Origin of the sequence: Aquamicrobium terrae (assembly GCF_040545735.1) — a bacterium.
Lineage (GTDB): Bacteria > Pseudomonadota > Alphaproteobacteria > Rhizobiales > Rhizobiaceae > Mesorhizobium > Mesorhizobium terrae_A.
Map to the genome: position 1 here is coordinate 26,468 of NZ_JBEPML010000016.1, position 17,428 is coordinate 43,895.

Annotated in this window: 16 protein-coding genes and 3 pseudogenes; 14 read left to right on the forward strand and 5 right to left on the reverse strand. The window is 61.6% G+C overall.

Annotated elements, in window-relative coordinates; translation table 11 throughout:
* Nucleotides 1-6 precede the first annotated feature (6 nt).
* A complete protein-coding gene (locus ABID37_RS19320; protein WP_354197711.1) occupies nucleotides 7-1,506 on the forward strand; it encodes a tripartite tricarboxylate transporter permease in 1,500 nt (499 codons plus the stop codon).
* Between the two features lie 147 nt (nucleotides 1,507-1,653).
* Here the strand turns inward: ABID37_RS19320 and ABID37_RS19325 are convergent, their stop codons facing one another.
* Nucleotides 1,654-1,812 (reverse strand): hypothetical protein, encoded by a 159-nt coding sequence (locus tag ABID37_RS19325; protein ID WP_354197713.1) that lies wholly within the window; start codon nucleotides 1,810-1,812, stop codon nucleotides 1,654-1,656.
* A 24-nt stretch (nucleotides 1,813-1,836) separates the two neighbouring features.
* Nucleotides 1,837-2,178, reverse strand: coding sequence for a hypothetical protein (locus ABID37_RS19330; RefSeq protein ID WP_354197715.1), 342 nt, complete (start codon nucleotides 2,176-2,178; stop codon nucleotides 1,837-1,839).
* A 333-nt stretch (nucleotides 2,179-2,511) separates the two neighbouring features.
* Between ABID37_RS19330 and ABID37_RS19335 the strand changes: the two genes are divergently transcribed.
* The 10 genes and pseudogenes from ABID37_RS19335 to ABID37_RS19385 all read left to right on the forward strand — a co-directional run.
* Nucleotides 2,512-2,826 carry a co-chaperone GroES gene (locus ABID37_RS19335; protein ID WP_354197717.1) on the forward strand — a complete coding sequence of 105 codons (315 nt, stop codon included), beginning with the start codon at nucleotides 2,512-2,514 and terminating at the stop codon, nucleotides 2,824-2,826.
* Between the two features lie 61 nt (nucleotides 2,827-2,887).
* Nucleotides 2,888-4,516, forward strand: coding sequence for a chaperonin GroEL (gene groL, locus ABID37_RS19340; RefSeq protein WP_354197719.1), 1,629 nt, complete (start codon nucleotides 2,888-2,890; stop codon nucleotides 4,514-4,516).
* Between the two features lie 68 nt (nucleotides 4,517-4,584).
* The gene (locus ABID37_RS19345; protein WP_354197721.1) at nucleotides 4,585-4,812 is read left to right on the forward strand and encodes a hypothetical protein; all 228 of its coding nucleotides are present in this window, start codon (nucleotides 4,585-4,587) and stop codon (nucleotides 4,810-4,812) included.
* A gap of 437 nt (nucleotides 4,813-5,249) precedes the next feature.
* A complete protein-coding gene (locus ABID37_RS19350; protein ID WP_354197723.1) occupies nucleotides 5,250-6,569 on the forward strand; it encodes a glycosyltransferase in 1,320 nt (439 codons plus the stop codon).
* Between the two features lie 450 nt (nucleotides 6,570-7,019).
* A pseudogene (locus ABID37_RS19360) lies at nucleotides 7,020-7,115 on the forward strand (helix-turn-helix transcriptional regulator); the annotation flags it as partial.
* Between the two features lie 144 nt (nucleotides 7,116-7,259).
* The gene (locus ABID37_RS19365) at nucleotides 7,260-7,403 is read left to right on the forward strand and encodes a hypothetical protein (protein WP_354197724.1); all 144 of its coding nucleotides are present in this window, start codon (nucleotides 7,260-7,262) and stop codon (nucleotides 7,401-7,403) included.
* 79 nt (nucleotides 7,404-7,482) lie between these two features.
* Nucleotides 7,483-7,755 carry a type II toxin-antitoxin system VapB family antitoxin gene (locus ABID37_RS19370; RefSeq protein WP_354197726.1) on the forward strand — a complete coding sequence of 91 codons (273 nt, stop codon included), beginning with the start codon at nucleotides 7,483-7,485 and terminating at the stop codon, nucleotides 7,753-7,755.
* The gene (locus ABID37_RS19375; protein WP_354197728.1) at nucleotides 7,752-8,168 is read left to right on the forward strand and encodes a type II toxin-antitoxin system VapC family toxin; all 417 of its coding nucleotides are present in this window, start codon (nucleotides 7,752-7,754) and stop codon (nucleotides 8,166-8,168) included. The genes ABID37_RS19370 and ABID37_RS19375 overlap by 4 nt, the downstream gene beginning before the upstream one ends.
* Before the next feature lie 114 nt (nucleotides 8,169-8,282).
* Nucleotides 8,283-8,648: a recombinase family protein gene (locus ABID37_RS19380; protein WP_354197730.1), complete on the forward strand. Its 366-nt coding sequence runs from the start codon at nucleotides 8,283-8,285 to the stop codon at nucleotides 8,646-8,648.
* 427 nt (nucleotides 8,649-9,075) lie between these two features.
* Nucleotides 9,076-9,294 (forward strand): annotated as a pseudogene (locus tag ABID37_RS19385) (IS630 family transposase); the annotation flags it as partial.
* 34 nt (nucleotides 9,295-9,328) lie between these two features.
* Here ABID37_RS19385 and ABID37_RS19390 read toward each other — a convergent pair.
* Entirely contained in the window at nucleotides 9,329-10,285 is a 957-nt protein-coding gene (locus tag ABID37_RS19390) for a LysR family transcriptional regulator (protein WP_354197732.1), read from the reverse strand.
* A 109-nt stretch (nucleotides 10,286-10,394) separates the two neighbouring features.
* Between ABID37_RS19390 and ABID37_RS19395 the strand changes: the two genes are divergently transcribed.
* The 3 genes from ABID37_RS19395 to ade all read left to right on the forward strand — a co-directional run bounded on the left by ABID37_RS19395 (nucleotide 10,395) and on the right by ade (nucleotide 15,511).
* Nucleotides 10,395-12,197 (forward strand): adenine deaminase, encoded by a 1,803-nt coding sequence (locus ABID37_RS19395; protein WP_354197734.1) that lies wholly within the window; start codon nucleotides 10,395-10,397, stop codon nucleotides 12,195-12,197.
* A 43-nt stretch (nucleotides 12,198-12,240) separates the two neighbouring features.
* Entirely contained in the window at nucleotides 12,241-13,641 is a 1,401-nt protein-coding gene (locus ABID37_RS19400) for an NCS2 family permease (protein ID WP_354197736.1), read from the forward strand.
* A gap of 73 nt (nucleotides 13,642-13,714) precedes the next feature.
* Complete coding sequence (ade, locus tag ABID37_RS19405) at nucleotides 13,715-15,511, forward strand: adenine deaminase (protein WP_354197859.1); 1,797 nt, start codon at nucleotides 13,715-13,717, stop codon at nucleotides 15,509-15,511.
* Between the two features lie 45 nt (nucleotides 15,512-15,556).
* Here the strand turns inward: ade and ABID37_RS19410 are convergent.
* Together ABID37_RS19410 and guaD are read right to left on the reverse strand one after the other, a co-directional pair.
* Nucleotides 15,557-15,840: pseudogene (locus ABID37_RS19410) on the reverse strand (hypothetical protein); the annotation flags it as partial.
* A gap of 93 nt (nucleotides 15,841-15,933) precedes the next feature.
* Entirely contained in the window at nucleotides 15,934-17,310 is a 1,377-nt protein-coding gene (gene guaD, locus ABID37_RS19415; protein WP_354197738.1) for a guanine deaminase, read from the reverse strand.
* Between the last annotated feature and the right edge of the window lie 118 nt (nucleotides 17,311-17,428).

The following is a 17,428-nucleotide window of genomic DNA, read 5'->3' on the forward strand; positions in this document are numbered from 1 at the left end:
AGACAGATGATCGACGGATTCATGGCGGGTCTCGCCGCCTTCTCGAGCTGGCAGGTGATCGCGGGCCTTTTTGCCGGCGTCATCATCGGCTATCTCGTCGGCGCCCTGCCCGGCCTGTCGGCCGGCGTCGGCATGGCGCTGCTCATCCCTTTCAGTTTCGGCCTCGATCCGATCGTCTCGGTCGTGATGCTCATCACCCTCTATATGGCATCCGAATATTCCGGCGCCATTCCCGCCATTCTGGTCAATACGCCCGGCGAACCCTCGGCGGCGATCACGGCGCTGGACGGCTATCCCATGCGTCAGCGCGGGGAGGCCGGACAGGCGCTGACGCTCTCCATTCTGGGTTCGGCCGGCGGTTCGGTGCTGAGCACGATCCTGCTTATCTTCACCGTGAGCTGGATGACCAAGTTCGCGCTGGCTTTCGGGCCTGCCGAATATTTCGCGATCGCCGTGCTCGGCCTCAGCCTGATCTCCACCCTGTCGGGGGACTCGGTGACGCGCGGCATCATCGCGCTGCTCTTCGGGCTCCTGCTGACGACGATCGGCACCGATCCCGTCGATGGCATCCCGCGCTTCGCCGTGGTGGAGGGCTTTCTTTCCGGCGTTCCCTTCGTTTCGGCGCTCATCGGCCTGTTCGCCCTGTCGGAAGTGCTGCGCATGCTCGAAACGGCGGACGAGCCGGTGATACCGCTGCGCAATATCCCGAGCGTTTCAGGCCAGTTCAGCCTGATCAGACCGCATACCTGGAACATGATCCGAAGCACGCTGGTGGGTTATGTTGTCGGCGTCATTCCGGGCGCTGGGGCTTCAATCGCCTCCATCACCGCCTATTCGATCCAGAAACGCCTGTCGAAGTCGCCTGAGACCTTTGGAAAGGGCAACCCGGAAGGCGTGGTGGCGGCGGAGACGGCCAACAATTCCTGCATGCCGGGCGCGTTGGCTCCCATGCTTGCGCTCGGTATTCCCGGCAAGGCAAGCACGGCGGTGCTGATCGGGGCGCTGGCGATCCACGGCGTCCAGCCGGGCCCGCTGATCTTCGAGCGCAATCCCGAAGTGCCTTACTCGATGTACATCGCACTGCTGGTCGGCATGCCTTTCATGGTGATGCTCGGACTTTACGGCACGCGGCTCTGGGTGCAACTAACGCAGATTTCACGCGGGGTGATCACCGCGATCGTGGCCGCCATCTGCCTGCTTGGCACATATTCGGAGTCCAAGGACATCTTCTCGATCTGGGTCGCGGTCGGTTTCGGCGTGGTCGGCTATGTCCTGCAGAAAGTGCGGATCGAGCCGGCACCGATCATACTGGCGCTGGTGCTGGGCTATCTGATGGAGTCCAATTTCCGCCGGGCGATGGTGATGTCGGGCGATGAGATCAGCATCTTCTACATGCACCCCATATCCATGATCTGCCTCGGCATCGCGATCATCGTTTTCTTCCTGCCGCTTCTTCCGTCCTTTGGACGGCAGAAGGCCCGGATTGAGGAGCAGATACACCACTGATTGCCGGATTCTTCCGGCAATCAGCCCCCGGCCACCTCAGAATCTGGTGACGACGGTCGTGCCCGTGCCTTGGAACTTGTCCATTGCCATCAGCCCTGAGCCCGGCTCAATGGCGATGAGGCGCTGATTGGCGAAGGATGGCCACTGTCAAGAACGCGTGCCCTTCAGCTCCGGAAAGTAGTCGCCTGATCGTATTCCTGCCAGATGTAGATCTGGATAATCGGGGAGATGATAGTGAATTTCGGCCGTGGGCAGGCCACAGCCTTCCATCTGCAGGCGGAATTCCCTGCTGACCGCAGTGACCATGTGTGTCCCCTGTGCCTTACGCCTTCAAGCATCCAGGCGATCAAAATTGTGCCGTCGATCGCCTGTCGAACGCGATGGCGTAGCCGCCATATCGAGCCGGCATAACGCGTCCATGATCTGATCGAAAGAGACCGGCCGGTCGGCGCCCGGCGGCTTTCGTAGCGCGGGAACGGATTCCACGGCGCAGGCATCCGATGCCCAGGACGACAGGATCGCGCGCTTTTCCTGGATATCGAGGGTGTCGTCTTTCACGACGTCGTCGGGATGTTCGAAATGCCTTGCCGGCGACAACAGTCGGTCAAGTGTGAGATCGGAAGTTTCGGGAACAAGAGAAGGGATGATCGGCGTAGGATTCTGTCGGTCCATCTTGGTCCTCCGTCTTTCCAAAAAGCTCCTTTATTGAGGTTTCTGTTTCCCAGGCCTCGCTGTGGCGAGGGCTTGAATAATTTTGTTCGACCGCTTCAAAAATTCAAGCGGAAATACGCGACTGCAATCCAATTTAACCGTATGTTTTCATCGCGCTAGCATTCGATTGGCACGAGTGCCAAAATTTTTGCGGAACCTCTTGAAACCCGAAAATCGCAAAACTAGCTCGTTATGCGCGCGATGCCGAAAGGGTCGCGCGAGCCCCACATCGGTCCGATTACCGGTCCGGTGTGGAGGAACCTCAAAAATCTGTTTGTCCAGAAGGAGAACGATATGACGTTCCGTCCATTGCATGACCGTGTCCTGGTCCGCCGCATCGAGGCCGATGAAAGGACTGCCGGCGGCATCATCATCCCCGACACCGCCAAGGAGAAGCCACAGGAGGGCGAAGTGATCGCTGTCGGCCCGGGCGCGCGCGACGAGAGCGGCAAGCTGGTCGAACTCGATGTCAAGGTTGGTGACCGCATCCTGTTCGGCAAATGGTCGGGCACCGAGATCAGGCTCAACGGCGAAGACCTCCTGATCATGAAGGAAAGCGACGTGATGGGCGTGATCGAGCAGGCCACTGCCGTGAAGAAGGCCGCCTAACGGCTTCTTCCCCGGAAATCCATTCCAGTCAAAGTAAGCTGCCTATCGAAGGAGTGATCCAATGGCTGCCAAGGAAGTTAAATTCAATGCACAAGCCCGCGAGAAGATGCTGCGCGGCGTCGATATCCTCGCCAATGCCGTCAAGGTGACGCTTGGTCCCAAGGGCCGCAACGTTGTCATCGACAAGTCCTTCGGTGCGCCGCGCATCACCAAGGACGGCGTCTCCGTCGCCAAGGAAATCGAGCTTGAGGACAAGTTCGAGAACATGGGCGCGCAGATGGTGCGCGAGGTGGCGTCGAAGACCAATGATCTGGCCGGTGACGGCACCACCACCGCCACGGTTCTCGCCCAGGCCATCGTTCAGGAAGGCGCAAAGGCCGTTGCCGCCGGCATGAACCCGATGGATCTGAAGCGCGGTATCGACAAGGCTGTCGATGCTGTCGTCGCTGAACTCAAGGCCAATGCCCGCAAGGTGACGAAGAACGACGAGATCGCCCAGGTCGGCACCATCTCGGCCAATGGCGATAGCGAAATCGGCAGCTTTTTGGCGCAGGCGATGGAAAAGGTCGGCAACGAGGGCGTCATCACCGTCGAGGAAGCCAAGACCGCCGACACCGAGCTGGAAGTCGTCGAAGGCATGCAGTTCGATCGCGGCTACCTGTCGCCCTACTTCATCACCAATCAGGAGAAGATGCGGGTAGAATTGGAAGAGCCCTACGTGCTCATCCATGAGAAGAAGCTTTCCAACCTGCAAGCCCTGCTGCCGGTGCTCGAGGCTGTCGTGCAGTCGTCCAAGCCGCTGCTCATCATCGCCGAGGATGTGGAAGGCGAGGCCCTTGCCACGCTGGTCGTCAACAAGTTGCGCGGCGGCCTGAAGATCGCTGCCGTCAAGGCTCCCGGCTTCGGCGATCGCCGCAAGGCCATGCTGGAGGACATCGCCATCCTCACCGGTGGCACCGCGATCAGCGAGGATCTCGGCATCAAGCTGGAAAATGTGACCTTGCAGATGCTTGGTCGCGCCAAGAAGGTGGTGATCGAGAAGGAAAACACTACCATCGTCGACGGTTCGGGCAAGAAGGAAGAAATCGAAGGGCGCGTGAAACAGATCAAGGCCCAGATCGAGGAAACCACCTCCGACTATGATCGTGAGAAGCTCCAGGAGCGTCTTGCCAAGCTGAGTGGCGGGGTCGCAGTAATCCGCGTCGGCGGCTCGACCGAGGTCGAGGTCAAGGAGAAGAAGGACCGCGTTGACGACGCCCTGCATGCGACCCGCGCGGCGGTGGAAGAGGGCATCCTGCCCGGCGGCGGCGTGGCCCTGTTGCGAGCAGCCTGGGCCCTGGACGGCGTTACCGTCGACAATGAGGACCAGAAGCACGGTGTCGAGATCGTGCGCCGGGCCATCGAGGCTCCCGTTCGCCAGATAGCCGAGAATGCCGGTGCGGAAGGTTCCATCATCGTGGGCAAACTGCGCGAAAAGTCTGAATTCGCCTGGGGTTGGAATGCTCAGACCAGCGAATATGGCGATCTCTACAAGCAAGGCGTGATCGACCCGGCCAAGGTGGTACGCACCGCGCTTCAGGACGCGGCCTCGGTCGCCGGTCTGCTCGTCACCACCGAGGCGATGGTGGCCGAGAAGCCGAAGAAGGAAGCATCCGCGCCCGCCATGCCTGCCGGTGGCATGGACTTCTAGCGTGCTGGCGAAGCGCCCGCTTCCGATATCGGGAGCGGGTGCCTTGCGCAGAGAGCATGGAGACAGCTATGAACGAGATGACCGGCATCGGATTCGTTTCGCCGCCCACACATTCGGCGAACGAGTTCCTTGGTTATGAAACGGAATGCCGCAGCGTCTTGAAGCCGTTGCTGGCGGGTCTGCTGGACATGGCCGAATCCGCTGGCTGGGATCGACGCACCGTCGCGTCGGCGCTGATGTTTCTCGCTGCCCAGCAGGTATCTGCGGCAGGGGCTTCGGGAGATCGCAAGGCATGAAGCTGTCCCTCTCCCGCAACAGGGCGGGAGAGGTTTTCGTACGATGGCCGCTTCCATCATCGGAAAGCGAAGTTCGACCTGTGCAGGAACGGATCGCGCCCATCGTCGCGGAAGACGCTCGGCACCTGATTGCCGTTGTTTTGGCCCCCGGGAGATCAGATGATCTGGACACTCATCGTTTTCTCCTCTCCATCGGTTTCAGTGGACAATGTTTCCCGGTCGGCGCCGGACCGCATCCAGCATCAGGCTTGACGTTGGCTGACGGGAAGAAAGCACTCAAAACGCCTCGACGTGGTGAACTTACGCATAGCCACAGCCATCTGGTTTCCTTGCTTCTTCGGGGCACCGTCAAAGCAAGAGTGGAACATTTGGCTGGCGCGGGCGTTCGATGCACTCGTGTTGCTGCAGAACGAAAGGTTACATAACCCGAGCAGCCGATGAATATCGTAATGTTCACCAATACGTTCCGGCCTCACATCAGCGGAGTGGCAAACAGCGTCGCCTGGCAGGCGGATGGCTTGCGCGAGATCGGACATCGGGTGCTGGTGGTGGCGCCGGAGTTCCCCGGCGTCACTTCGGACGAGCCGGATGTGGTGCGTATCCCGGCGGTCCAGAATTTTCGGGGCAGCGACTTTTCCGTTCCCATTCCGCTAACCCGGCCGCTAAGCGATACGCTTGCCGGTTTCGCTCCCGACATTGTCCATTCGCATCATCCCTTCCTGCTTGGCGATACCGCGCTCAGGGTTTCCGCGTCGTTCGATCTGCCGATCGTTTATACTCATCATACGCGCTACGAACTCTGCAGCTACCATATTGCCCGGGATTCTCCCGTGCTGCAGCGCCTCGTGCTTGGCATCGCGCTCGGCTACAGCGATCTGTGCGATGCGGTCATCGCGCCGAGTCGGAGCATGGCCGATTTCCTCATCGACCGCGGCGTCAAGGCCCCGGTGAATACGATCCCGACAGGCATCGAGATTGACGGATTTGCAGGGAGAGACGGAAATGAGGTTCGCAGGAACCTCGGCATCCCGGCCGATGCCTTCGTCGTTGGCCATGTCGGCCGCCTGGCCCCGGAAAAGAACCTCGACTACCTCGCGGACGCGATCGGCCGTTTCCTGGCCGCCGAGAGACGTGCGCACTTCCTTGTCGTCGGGGACGGACCGATGAAGGAACCGATCAGCAGATTCTTCGAAGAACACGACCTTGCCGAGCGTATCCATATGCCAGGCGCCTGCGAGGGTGAACGCCTCGCGTCGATGTATGCCGCGATCGATGCCTTCGCCTTCTCTTCCCGTTCCGAGACGCAAGGTCTCGTGCTTGCCGAAGCGATGGCAGCCAGTGTGCCGGTGGTCGCACTTGACGCTTTCGGTGTCCGCGAGATGGTCAGGGACCGGTTCAATGGCCGGCTTCTTCCCGCTGACGTGCCGTCCCACAGCTTCGCCGAAGCAGTGCAGTGGATTGGCGAACTCGATGACAGGAAACGTCGCGCTGTTGGCAAGGCGGCAGGCCGGACAGCGAGACTGTTCACCCGCGAGCGCGCGACAGGCAGCATGCTGGAACTCTACCGCTCGCTGGCGTGGGCGCGAAGGCGGGTCAAAACGCCGAAGGATGGCTCCTGGCAGACGGCCATGCGGCGGATCGAACAGGAATGGAAGATACTGAGCAATGTCGCCCATGCGGTCGGTGACGCCCTTGTGGCAGAATCCGTGCCAGCACCGATGAAGGCGGCGAGACAATCGCACCGCGGCCGGCCCTGATGCGGGTACGATTGCCGTGGTATTGGCCGACAACAGAGGATTGGATGGCGATCGCAACGTGTTCTACAGGCACGGAGAACGCTCGATCCGGAGCTTGTCGAGTATTGTGCTTAAGGATTCCGCTCCCGACGACGGTTGTTTCGCAAATTTCCGGGGGCGGGAGACGGCACTTATGCGGGCATACTCAAGAGCGCTATTGGTCAAGCAGCGGACTATGCTCAGGCGCACAGCCGCAAGAAACGGCGGCATATAGACCAAAGGACAGACACCTCTAAGGCACTTAACATGTTCCTCGATACGATAATTCAATAAGAGCCGATAACCGCCACGCATCATCCTGATGCCGTGGGCGACGAGGCGGCGGGCCTTTTCTTGCGCGGGCCGATTTCCCAATCCCCTTTCGTGCCGCTGAATCCGAGCAGCACTTCGGCGATGGTGCGGTAGCTTCGCCGCAACATCGCCGAAGGCACCTTCCCACGCCTGATCAAGATCAGCACCAACGGCGCGGGCTGGCATGAATCCGACATCAATCTTTGGATCGCCTAACCTGCCGGATGGAAGCCGCGCAGCGACTTCGATGTCTTCTGATAGCGGGGGCGATGACGGAAAACAGAGGCCGGCGAATGACAACCACGCGCCCAATGGACGGGATACCGGGCACGCGGCCGATGCGTCGAGCGGGTGGACGCGGTGGCGCTGACCATTGCCCGCCTGATCGGACGCCAGATCGCGCGGGAGCACTCCGAGGCGTTGCAGGCCGCAAACGACGACAAGCCGTTCAAGACTCGGACAGGCGTGCAGGAAGATCGTCCCTGCGAGGATGACGATCAATAACAGCGGGGATTCCGATCTTCGCCATTGAATGATCGGGGTGGAAATGTTATCTAGATTATAAATCTAGAAGGAGGCTGATATGGCCTTGAGCATTAAGACCGAGGAGGCGGACCGGCTGGCGCGGGAACTGTCCCGCCTGACCGGCGAAACGATGACGGACGCCATCACGCAGGCCATGCGCGAGCGACTGGATCGGCTGCGCGCCGAGCAGGAGGCGCAGAGCGACTACGTTTCCCGTATGAAGGCATTCGTGCGCGAGCGCGCGGGACGTTATGACCGCCGCCCGGTCACGAAGCAGGAATGGGACGAAGCAGTCGGCGACACGCCCGAAGAGCTTGGCTTCTCCCGATGATGGTTGTCGATGCGTCCGCCATCATTGCGATCATGTTTGAGGAGGCGGAAGCGTCTGGCTGCATGACCGCCCTCCAGGCGGATGGTTCCCGCCTCATTTCGGCGGTGAATTATGTCGAGGCGGGCACTGTCATGGCAGACAGGATCAAGACTGGGGATCGGCACGAAGCAATTGCCGATCTGGATGCGTTTCTGGCCGATTTCCGTATTTCCATTGCTCCCACGGATGAAAGCCTCGCGCGTGCCGCGATGCGGGCGCGTCTGGACTATGGCAAGGGGTTCGGCACACGGGGCGGGCTGAACTTCGGCGACTGCTTTGCCTATGCCCTCGCCAAACGGCACTCGGCCCTGCTTCTGTATGTCGGCGATGACTTCACCGTGACCGATGTCCAATCCGCATTGACGCGGGAGTGAACCGCCAAGAAGAAAGGATTGAAGCTATGACCCGCGCAGCCCTTTACGCCCGCTATTCGTCCGACAACCAGCACGAGGCGTCAATCGAGGACCATTTCTGGCTTTGCCGGGAACATGCGGCGCGGGAACGGTGGCAGATCGTCGGGTTCTTACGAGGATGCGGCTATCTCCGGTGCCAGCACGATCCTGTGGCCGGGCATCCAGCGTCTTATGCGCGATGCGCAGCACGGCGAGTTCAACATCCTCTTGGCCGAGGCGCTGGACCGCATCAGCCGCGATAAGGCGGACGTGGCGACCCTCTACAAGCACCTGAAATTTGCAGGCATCACCATCGTCACGCTGGTCGAGGGCGAGATTAGCGAGTTGCGTGTCGGGCTGAAAGGCACGATGAACGCGCTGTTCCTCAAAGACCTAGCCATAAAAACCCATCGCGGCCTGCGGGGCAGGATGGAGAAGGGCAAGGCCGGTGCTGGCGTTTGACGCGTAGGAGGTAATCTTTTCGGTCGTGTGGTTGACACTCGCGAGGTATTGACTGGCTTTTTGGTCACCGTGGCAAGCATGGGGCGACCATCATCTTTCGACCGCTCCTTTTCGATCCAGCGCATGATCGCTTCCGGACCGGATTGCTTCTTGAGCGTTCCTGTCATCTCTTCTTCGAAGCTGCAGGTGTCCGGCCGGTCCGCATGGGCCGGTATTTGCGGTAGATGCTCAGGCTGGCGAGGTACGGCTTGATGTTGTCCAGGGTGCGCTTCCAGACCAACGGCGCGACGCGGAGATCGCAGAATTCGGAAAACGCTCATCATCAGTTTTTGAGCATTTGGCTCGTCACGTCGCCCAGGCTCTACAGCAACATTCTCACAGCGACTGGGCCGGTCAGCGCCGTGGCGATGGCGGCAAGGATTTCGAGATGTTTCGTACCTATGTTGCGGTCAGCCGGGATCCAGGCTCCACGTTCGCAGATCGCGCCACGGGTGAGCGGATGAGCGCGACCAGCGTGAGCCGTTGGCGGGTACTGGAGCGCGAACGTGGCGACGTTCGCCCCAAGGCGTTGGGCGGCGAGCGCAAGTCGCCTCGCATCGACGCCCACACGGAGGCCATCCTCGAGGCCCTTGGCTCGGAAGCCGATCGTTGTTGACGGCCGGCCGCCCCAGGCACCCCGTTCACCTCCTCGGCTCCTCCCGTTTCACCTTCTCGACATAGTAGCGCGGCACCTGCTCGCGCTCCCGCTCGCGATAAAACTCGATGCAGAATTCGATGAAGGCCCTGAAGCGCCGCGATACGTGCCGGCGGCGCGAATAGATGAGGTTGATCGCGGTTTCGGGAGAGCGCCAGTCAGGTAGTACGGGCACCAGAAGGTTGCTCTGGCATTCCGTTTCCACGAAGAAGCCGGGAAGATAGGCGATGCCTTCGCCCGCCACGGCGAAATATTTCAGCGTCCAGTAGTCGTTGGCCAGGCAGGTGGCCGGCGCCAGGATGCTGACGTCGGAGCGCTTGTCCTTGGCCAGATACCAGGATTGCGGACGGATAGGCTGGCGAAAGACCAAGCCGCGATGTTCCGAAAGGTCGTCGGGCACCTGTGGCGTGCCGTGGCGGGCGAGATAGGCGGGGCTTGCATAAAGGCCGTAAGAGGCCGTCGCCAGCCGCCGGCTGATATAGTCGACATCGGACGGCTCGCCCCAGTGGAAGATGCCGTCGAGCGCCATTTCCGTGACATCGGCGAAAGGCTGGTGCGTGGTCAGGAACACCACGTCGAGCACGACCTGCGGATATTGCTGGCGGAAGGCGTAGAGCAGTTCGGAGGTGATCGTCGTGCCGAACTCGCCGGTGGAGCCGACGCGCAGCGTTCCGGCGACGCCGTGGCGTATCTCGGCCATGGCGGTCGAGGCGTCGTCATAGCTGGCCTGGATGCGCCTTGCATGCAGCAGCAGCTCCGAACCCGCGTCGGTGACGTGCAGGTTGTGTCCCTCGCGGACGAACAGTTCGACGCCGAACTGGTCTTCCAACTGGCGGATGCGGTGGCTGAGCGTGGATTTCGGCAGGCGGTGGAGCCGCGCGGCTGCGGAGATCGAACGGGCGTCGGCGACCTTCACGAAGCTGTCGATAAGGGAGAGGTCCATGGTTCTCGTTCAATTTATTGGACGATATGTCCGATAAATAGCTGGATTTGACCAGTTGTGCAAACGCCGGCGTCACCAAATACTACCCCTTCCATCAGGAGGTGCTTAAGTGACGGACATTCGGGAATTTATTCGCGCGGCGTCGGGCAAGGAGGCCAAAGCAACGCTGGCGGTGCGTGGCGGACGACTTGTCAATGTGGTGTCGGAGGAGATCTACCAGGCCGACATCGCCATCTACGGCGAGCGCATCATCGCCATCGGCGACATTTCCGACCATGTCGGCCCAAATACGCAGATCGTCGACGCCACCGGCAAATATCTGTGCCCCGGCATGATCGACGGCCACCTCCACGTGGAATGCTCGAAGCTGTCGCTCACCAGCTTCGCCAAGGCCGTGGTGCCGCTCGGCACCACCTCGATCGTCTCGGGTCTCGACCAGATCATCGTCGTCGGCGGCCCGGATGCCGCGCGCGAGTTCCTTGACGAGGCGAAGCAGACGCCGCTCAAGGTTTTCTGGGGTGCGCCCTGCAAGACGCCCTACACCATGCCGCGCTCGACAGTGGGCCATTATTTCAGCCCCGAAGATCATCTCGCCACTCACCATTGGCCCGAATGCGTCGGCATTTGGGAGACGGTGCGCGAGTTCATCCAGGAAGAGGATGAAGACGTGCTCAAGGCGCTCGAGATCGGCGAGCGGAGTCGCCTGCCGGTGCTCGGCTGCTGCCCGATGACGCGCGGCGCGCGCCTCAACGGCTATATGCAGTCCGGCGTGCGCGCCGACCATGAGAGTTACACGCCCGAGGAAATGCTGGAGAAGCTGCGTGCCGGCATGCATGTCGTGGTGCGCGAATCCTCGATCTCGCATTTCCTGTCGGACAATCTGCGTATCGTCACTGAAATGGGCGTGAAGGCGCTGCGCCGCATCAGCTTCTGCACCGACGATGTGGTGGCGAGCGATATCCTCGCGCGCGGCCATCTCGACAATATGGTGCGCATGGCGATTGCCATGGGCATCTCGCCGATGGCGGCGATCCAGATGGCGACCATCAACGGGGCCGAGGCGCTGCGCATCGACCACAAGGTGGGCTCCATTTCGCCCGGTCGGATCGCCGACATCCTGATCGTCGACGACCTGCGCAATTTCGGCGTCGAGGCGGTCATCGCCAATGGTGCGGTCGCCGCGCGTGACGGCCGCATGGCGGTGGAACTGATGCCGCCGGTGCGCAGCGAGGCGCTGCTGAAATCGGTCAGGGTCGAGCCGGTCACGGCGGCCGATCTCGCCGTTCCCTATGCCGGTGGCGGCGACAGCGCCGACGTGCTGGCGATCGCCGTCACGCCGGAGAAGATCTTCGTGCGCACGCGCCGCGACGTGAAACTGCCGGTCAGGGACGGCAAGGTGCTCGCCGATATCGGCCAGAATGTGCAGTATGTCACCGTCGTCGAGCGCTACGGCAAGACGCGCAACCGCCCGGTCGCCTTCACCTCCGGCTTCGGCCTGAAGACCGGCGCCATCGCCTCCTCGACCGCCCCGGACGACAACAACATCATCTGCATCGGTGCAAATGCCGAGGACATGGCCGTCGCCATCAACCACCTCATCGCCAACAATGGCGGCCAGGTGGTGGTGAAGGACGGCAAGGTCGTCGAGTTCCTGCACCTGCCGATCGGTGGCATTGTCTCCGACATCGATCCGCAGGAGATGGCGGCGCTCGAAATAAGGCTGGACGAGGCGGCGCGCGCGCTCGGCTGCGATCTGCCGTGGCCGTTCATGTACATGTTCGTGCTCCAGATCACCGCCATTCCGGATTACGCCATCACCGACCTCGGCGTGGTGGACTGCGTCAATCTCGAGATCATCTCGCCGCTGCTGCCGGAGCCCGGCGCGACGGCCAGGCCCATCGCCGCAGAATGAGGAGAGGTTCTGCGGTTCGATGAAGTTCAATACGGGAGGAAAAATGAGCTATCAGTCGAACATCGCGGCGCGCGCCGGAAGCCGGGGGCAACCCGGGCTTCACGGCTTCCTCGACCGCTTCTTTGAAATAAGCCGGTACGGATCGACGATCCGTACCGAGATCATCGCCGGCCTGACTACGTTTCTGGCTGCTTCATACGTCATCATTGTCAACCCCTCGATCCTGCAACATGCAGGCATTCCGTTCTCGGCCGGCGTCACCGCGACCGTGCTGGTGAGCTTCGTCGGCAGTTGCGCCATGGGCCTTTATGCCCGCAGCCCCATCCTGGTGGCGCCCGGAATGGGCATCAACGCGCTGTTCGCCTACACGATGGTGATCGGCGCCAAGGTGCCGCTGGCAATCGCGCTCGGTTGCGTGCTGTGGGCGGGCGTGCTGTTCACCATCTTGGCGGTTCTCAATCTGCGCACGGCCGTCATCGAGGCGATACCCGCCGACCTGCGCTACGGTATCGCCTGCGGCATCGGCCTGTTCATCGCCCTCATCGGTCTGGAGAATGCCAAGTTCATCGTCGCCAACCCCGACACGATCGTCGGACTGACGACCTTCAATCCGGTCACCCTGACCTTCATTGCCGGCTTCATCATGACGGTGGCGCTCGTCGTGCGCCGGGTGCCCGGCGCAATGATGGCCGGCATGATCATCACCACCATCCTCGCCATTCCGATCGGCCGCTGGTGGGGTGACGGCAGCGTCTTCTGGCCCGAAACCCCCGACCTGCATACGCTGGTCAACTGGAGCGGAATGCTGGCGGCGCCCGACTTCAGCTTCGTGGGCAGGATCGACCTGCTTGGCGCCTTGCAGGTCGCCTATGCGCCCTTCATCTTCGTGTTCCTCTTCACCAACTTCGTCGAGGCGCTGTCGACCTTCCTTGCGCTGGCGGAAGCCGCCAATCTGAAGGACGAGGATGGCATGCCGCGCAATGTGAAGGAGTCGATGCATGTCGATGCCGTCGCGGCGATGATCTCCGCCCCGCTCGGCACCAGCCCGGCCACCGTCTATCTGGAATCGGGCGCCGGCATCGCCCAGGGCGGCCGCACCGGCCTCGTGGCGCTGGTCTCGGGCGTGCTGTTCCTGCCCTTCCTGTTCCTGTCGCCACTGCTTTCTCTGGTGCCGGCGATTGCCACGGCACCGGTGCTGATCCTGACCGGCCTGTTCATGTCGGAGCCCATGGGCCGCATCAACTGGTCGAGTGTAGAGGATGCCATTCCCGCCTTCCTGGCGATTATTCTGATCCCGCTGACCTTCTCCATAACGCTCGGCCTCTCGCTCGCCATCATCGGCTATGTCGTGCTGAAGCTGGTGGCCGGCAAGGCAAGAGAAGTGAAGCCGGTGATGTGGTTCGTGGCCCTGCTTGCAGCCATGCTGGTGATGCAGGTTCAATAGCCGGCAACGACAAGGACGGGGCCGGTCTGGTCCCGTCCGGTTTTGTGATGTGAATTGAAAGGACATGCAGGACATGCTGCAGCCATGGTTCGAAACCGCCCCACGACTGGTCGATGTGGCAATGGGGCGCACGCCGGCCGATCTGGTGATCCGCAACGGCAGGTGGGTCAACGTCTATTCGGGCGAGATCGTGCCCAACACCGACATCGCCGTTTCGGCCGGCCGCTTCGCCTATGTCGGGCCGGACGCCGGCCATGCCATCGGCGAGGCCACCGAGGTGGTGGATGCTGCGGGGCGCTATCTGGTGCCAGGACTGTGCGACGGTCACATGCATGTCGAGAGCGGACTGGTGACGGTCACCGAATTCGCGCGCGCGGTCATCCCGCATGGCACTACCACCATGTTCATCGATCCGCATGAGATCGCCAACGTGCTCGGCCTCGCCGGCGTGAAGCTGATGAACGACGAGGCGCAGAGCCTGCCGATCAACATCCTTGTGCAGGTGCCGAGCTGCGTGCCGAGCGCGCCGGGACTTGAGCGGGCCGGCGCGGAACTGAGCGCCGAGGATGTACGCCAGGCACTGGGCTGGCCCAACATCGTCGGTCTCGGCGAAATGATGAATTTCCCCGGTGTCGCCGGCAACGATGCCAAGATGATGGCCGAGATCTCCGCCACGCAGGCCGCCCGCCTGACGGTGGGCGGTCACTACGCTTCGCCGGATCTCGGCCGTGCCTTCCATGCCTATGCCGCCGGCGGCCCGGCCGACGATCACGAAGGCACCACGGTGGATGACGCCATCGCCCGCGTGCGTCAGGGCATGCGCGCCATGCTGCGCCTCGGCTCGGCATGGTACGATGTCGCAGCCCAGGTCAAGGCGATCACCGAGCGCGGGCTCGATCCGCGCAACTTCATCCTGTGCACCGATGACAGCCACTCCGGCACGCTGGTCAATGACGGGCACATGAACCGCGTCGTGCGCCATGCCATCGCACAAGGGCTGAAGCCGGTCACCGCGATCCAGATGGCGACGCTGAACACGGCCCAGCATTTCGGCCTCGAACGCGAGCTGGGGTCGATCGCGCCGGGCCGCCGCGCCGATCTGATCGTCACCTCGGACCTGGCCGAACTGCCGGTCGAGATGGTGTTTGCCCGCGGCAAGCTGCTGGCTGAGGGCGGCAGGCTTGTCGCCGACATTCCGGCCTATCACTATCCGGACAGCGCCAAAAATACGGTGAAGCTCGGCAAGAAGCTGACCGCCACCGATTTCGACATTGCCGCGCCCGGTGCGTCCGAGGTGAATGTGCGCGTCATCGGTGTGGTCGAGAACCAGGCACCGACCAAGGCGCTGCAACGCAAGCTGCCGGTCAAGGACGGACTGGTACAGATGGACTGCGCCAACGATGTCTGCCAGATCGCGCTGGTGGAACGCCACCGTGCCACGGGCGAGGTGGTCAACGCCTTCGTCTCGGGCTTTGGATACACCGGCGATTGCGCCATGGCTTCCACGGTGGCGCATGACAGCCACCACATGATCGTGGTCGGCACCAACAAGGCCGACATGGCGCAGGCCGCGAACCGCCTGCAGGAGGTCGGCGGCGGCATCGTCATGATCTCCGGGGGCAGGGAGGTTGCGCTGGTCGAGCTGCCCGTCGCCGGCCTGATGTCGGACGAGCGCGCGGAAGCTGTGGCCGACAAGGCGGGCCGTCTTGTCGAAGCCATGCGCGAATGCGGCTGTAGGCTCAACAACGCCTATATGCAGCACTCTTTGCTGGCGCTGGTTGTCATCCCCGAACTGCGCATTTCCGACATGGGCCTGATCGACGTGACGAAATTCGCGAAGACCGAGGTTATCGTCAACGCACCTGAATAGCTGCCGGGCCGTCTCCGCAAGCTTGCAGAGCCCACGTGACGGCTACGGTTGTGTTCGGCGCTTGATGCGCCGATCACCCTGCCCGATCCGGCTGTTGAGGTATTGGCTCTTGCGATGCTGATTCGCTTCAGCGCTCGCCCCGACTTATCCCGCAAGCGGCTCCCGGCATCGTAGGAGGTGATCTCCTCCCGGTTGGTCCGGCTACCCGTCGATGACGATGCGGTCTGACCTGCCGTGGCGCTGCAAAGCCTTTAGCCCAGACCAGAGGCGAGGTACCAGCAAACGCACAGCAGGATCATTGATCGGTCGAAATGACGGCCTTTGAACATCAAACGGTCTCCTCAAGGGGAGACCTCGTCCGAATTACCACAACGGTTGCAACGCAACCCTGCAATCAACCCTGTTCGGGATAGACATCTTCGCTAACGGGGCTCAATTCCCTTCAAGATCTCCCTACCGCTCACCCATACCTTTGCGATATTGCCGTGAGTAGCGTTGAGGACGATCTTCTGAAACACATCTTCCGGCGTGTCGTAGCCGTCATAGATGTGGATATCGGAATGGGCGACTCTAGTGTCGAGCAGCAGGGCGTCGAATTCGAGGCCGCGCCGGAAGCTACCGGTAGGCAGGTCGAGTGCCTGGGCCCCGCCCGCCGTTGCCAGCCAGAAGGCCTCGCAATGGTTGATGGGTGCGCCGGGGAGGCCTCGTTCTTGCGGCGGTAGATGGGCGTGGACGCCGCTTTGCAACATTCGCGAGGTGGAAAGGGCGTGGCGGCAGCCATCGAAAAGCGAGGGGCTGTAGCCTCCTGAAATATCGGTTCCGAGCCCGACATGCATATGCCGGTCGAGGGCTGCGCGCAGCGGAAACGCCGCATTGGCGAAATAGGCATTGGAAAGCGGGCAATGGGCGATGCCCGCGCCGCGTGCTGCAATCAAGTTCATATCCTCCTCATCGATGAAATTCGAATGGGCGAGGATGGTGCGGCGCGTGAGAAGGCCGAAGCCATCGAGGCTTGCCGCATCACTTTGGCCGAAACGGTCTTCCACAAAGGTTTTCGCCCAATCGCTTTCGGAGCAATGGGTTTGCACATGGCAGTCATAGCGAGCGGCGAGATGACTGAGTCCCTTCAGGGCTTCGTCGGTACAACTTGGAATGAAGCGCGGCGTGATCACCGGCTGCACCAGTGGTCGCTTGCCCGGTGCCAGCGCCCGCACCGCCTCTATGAACTGTTCGGTTTCCTTGATCGCCGTGGTTGCGTCGGCATCGCGATAGAAGTCTGGGCACTGGACGGGGTCGTCCATCACCACTTTGCCGATTAGCGCGCGTTGGCCTTTTGCAAGGCATATTTCAGCCAGAGCCAACGATGCGGGACCGTGAATGGTAGCGAAGTAAAGCGCGGTGGTCGTGCCGTTGGCAATCAGTCCGTCGACGAGATCAGCATAGACTGTACGGGCGAAATCGAGATCGGCATATTTCGCTTCCAGCGGAAAGGTGTATTTCTGCAACCAGACCTCGAGTGGAACATCGAGCGCCTTGCCCATCTGTGGCCATTGCGGCGCGTGGATATGCAAATCGATCAGCCCCGGCAGCAGAAACTGGCCGGCCGCAAGCTCCACCAGAGTCCTCTCAGCCCGCGCGGCCTCCTTCTTTTGCTCATACCCGTCATCGGCGGGAGAGAGGATATCCGCGATACGGCCTTCGGCATCGATTGAAAACAGGTGCTTCTCCAGCACCTCCAAAATGCCCCGCTCCGGTGTGTGAAAGGCTGTCGCGGCAAGTGTGAAAGGGCGCTTTTTCATCCCGATTCCCGTTATCAAAAGAGGGAGAAAGTACAGGATAACCCACAATAAAACCGGTGAGCAAACCCGCGCACCCCTGTTTTTTCTTGCGATGCAATCCCATGATCGACCACCGACC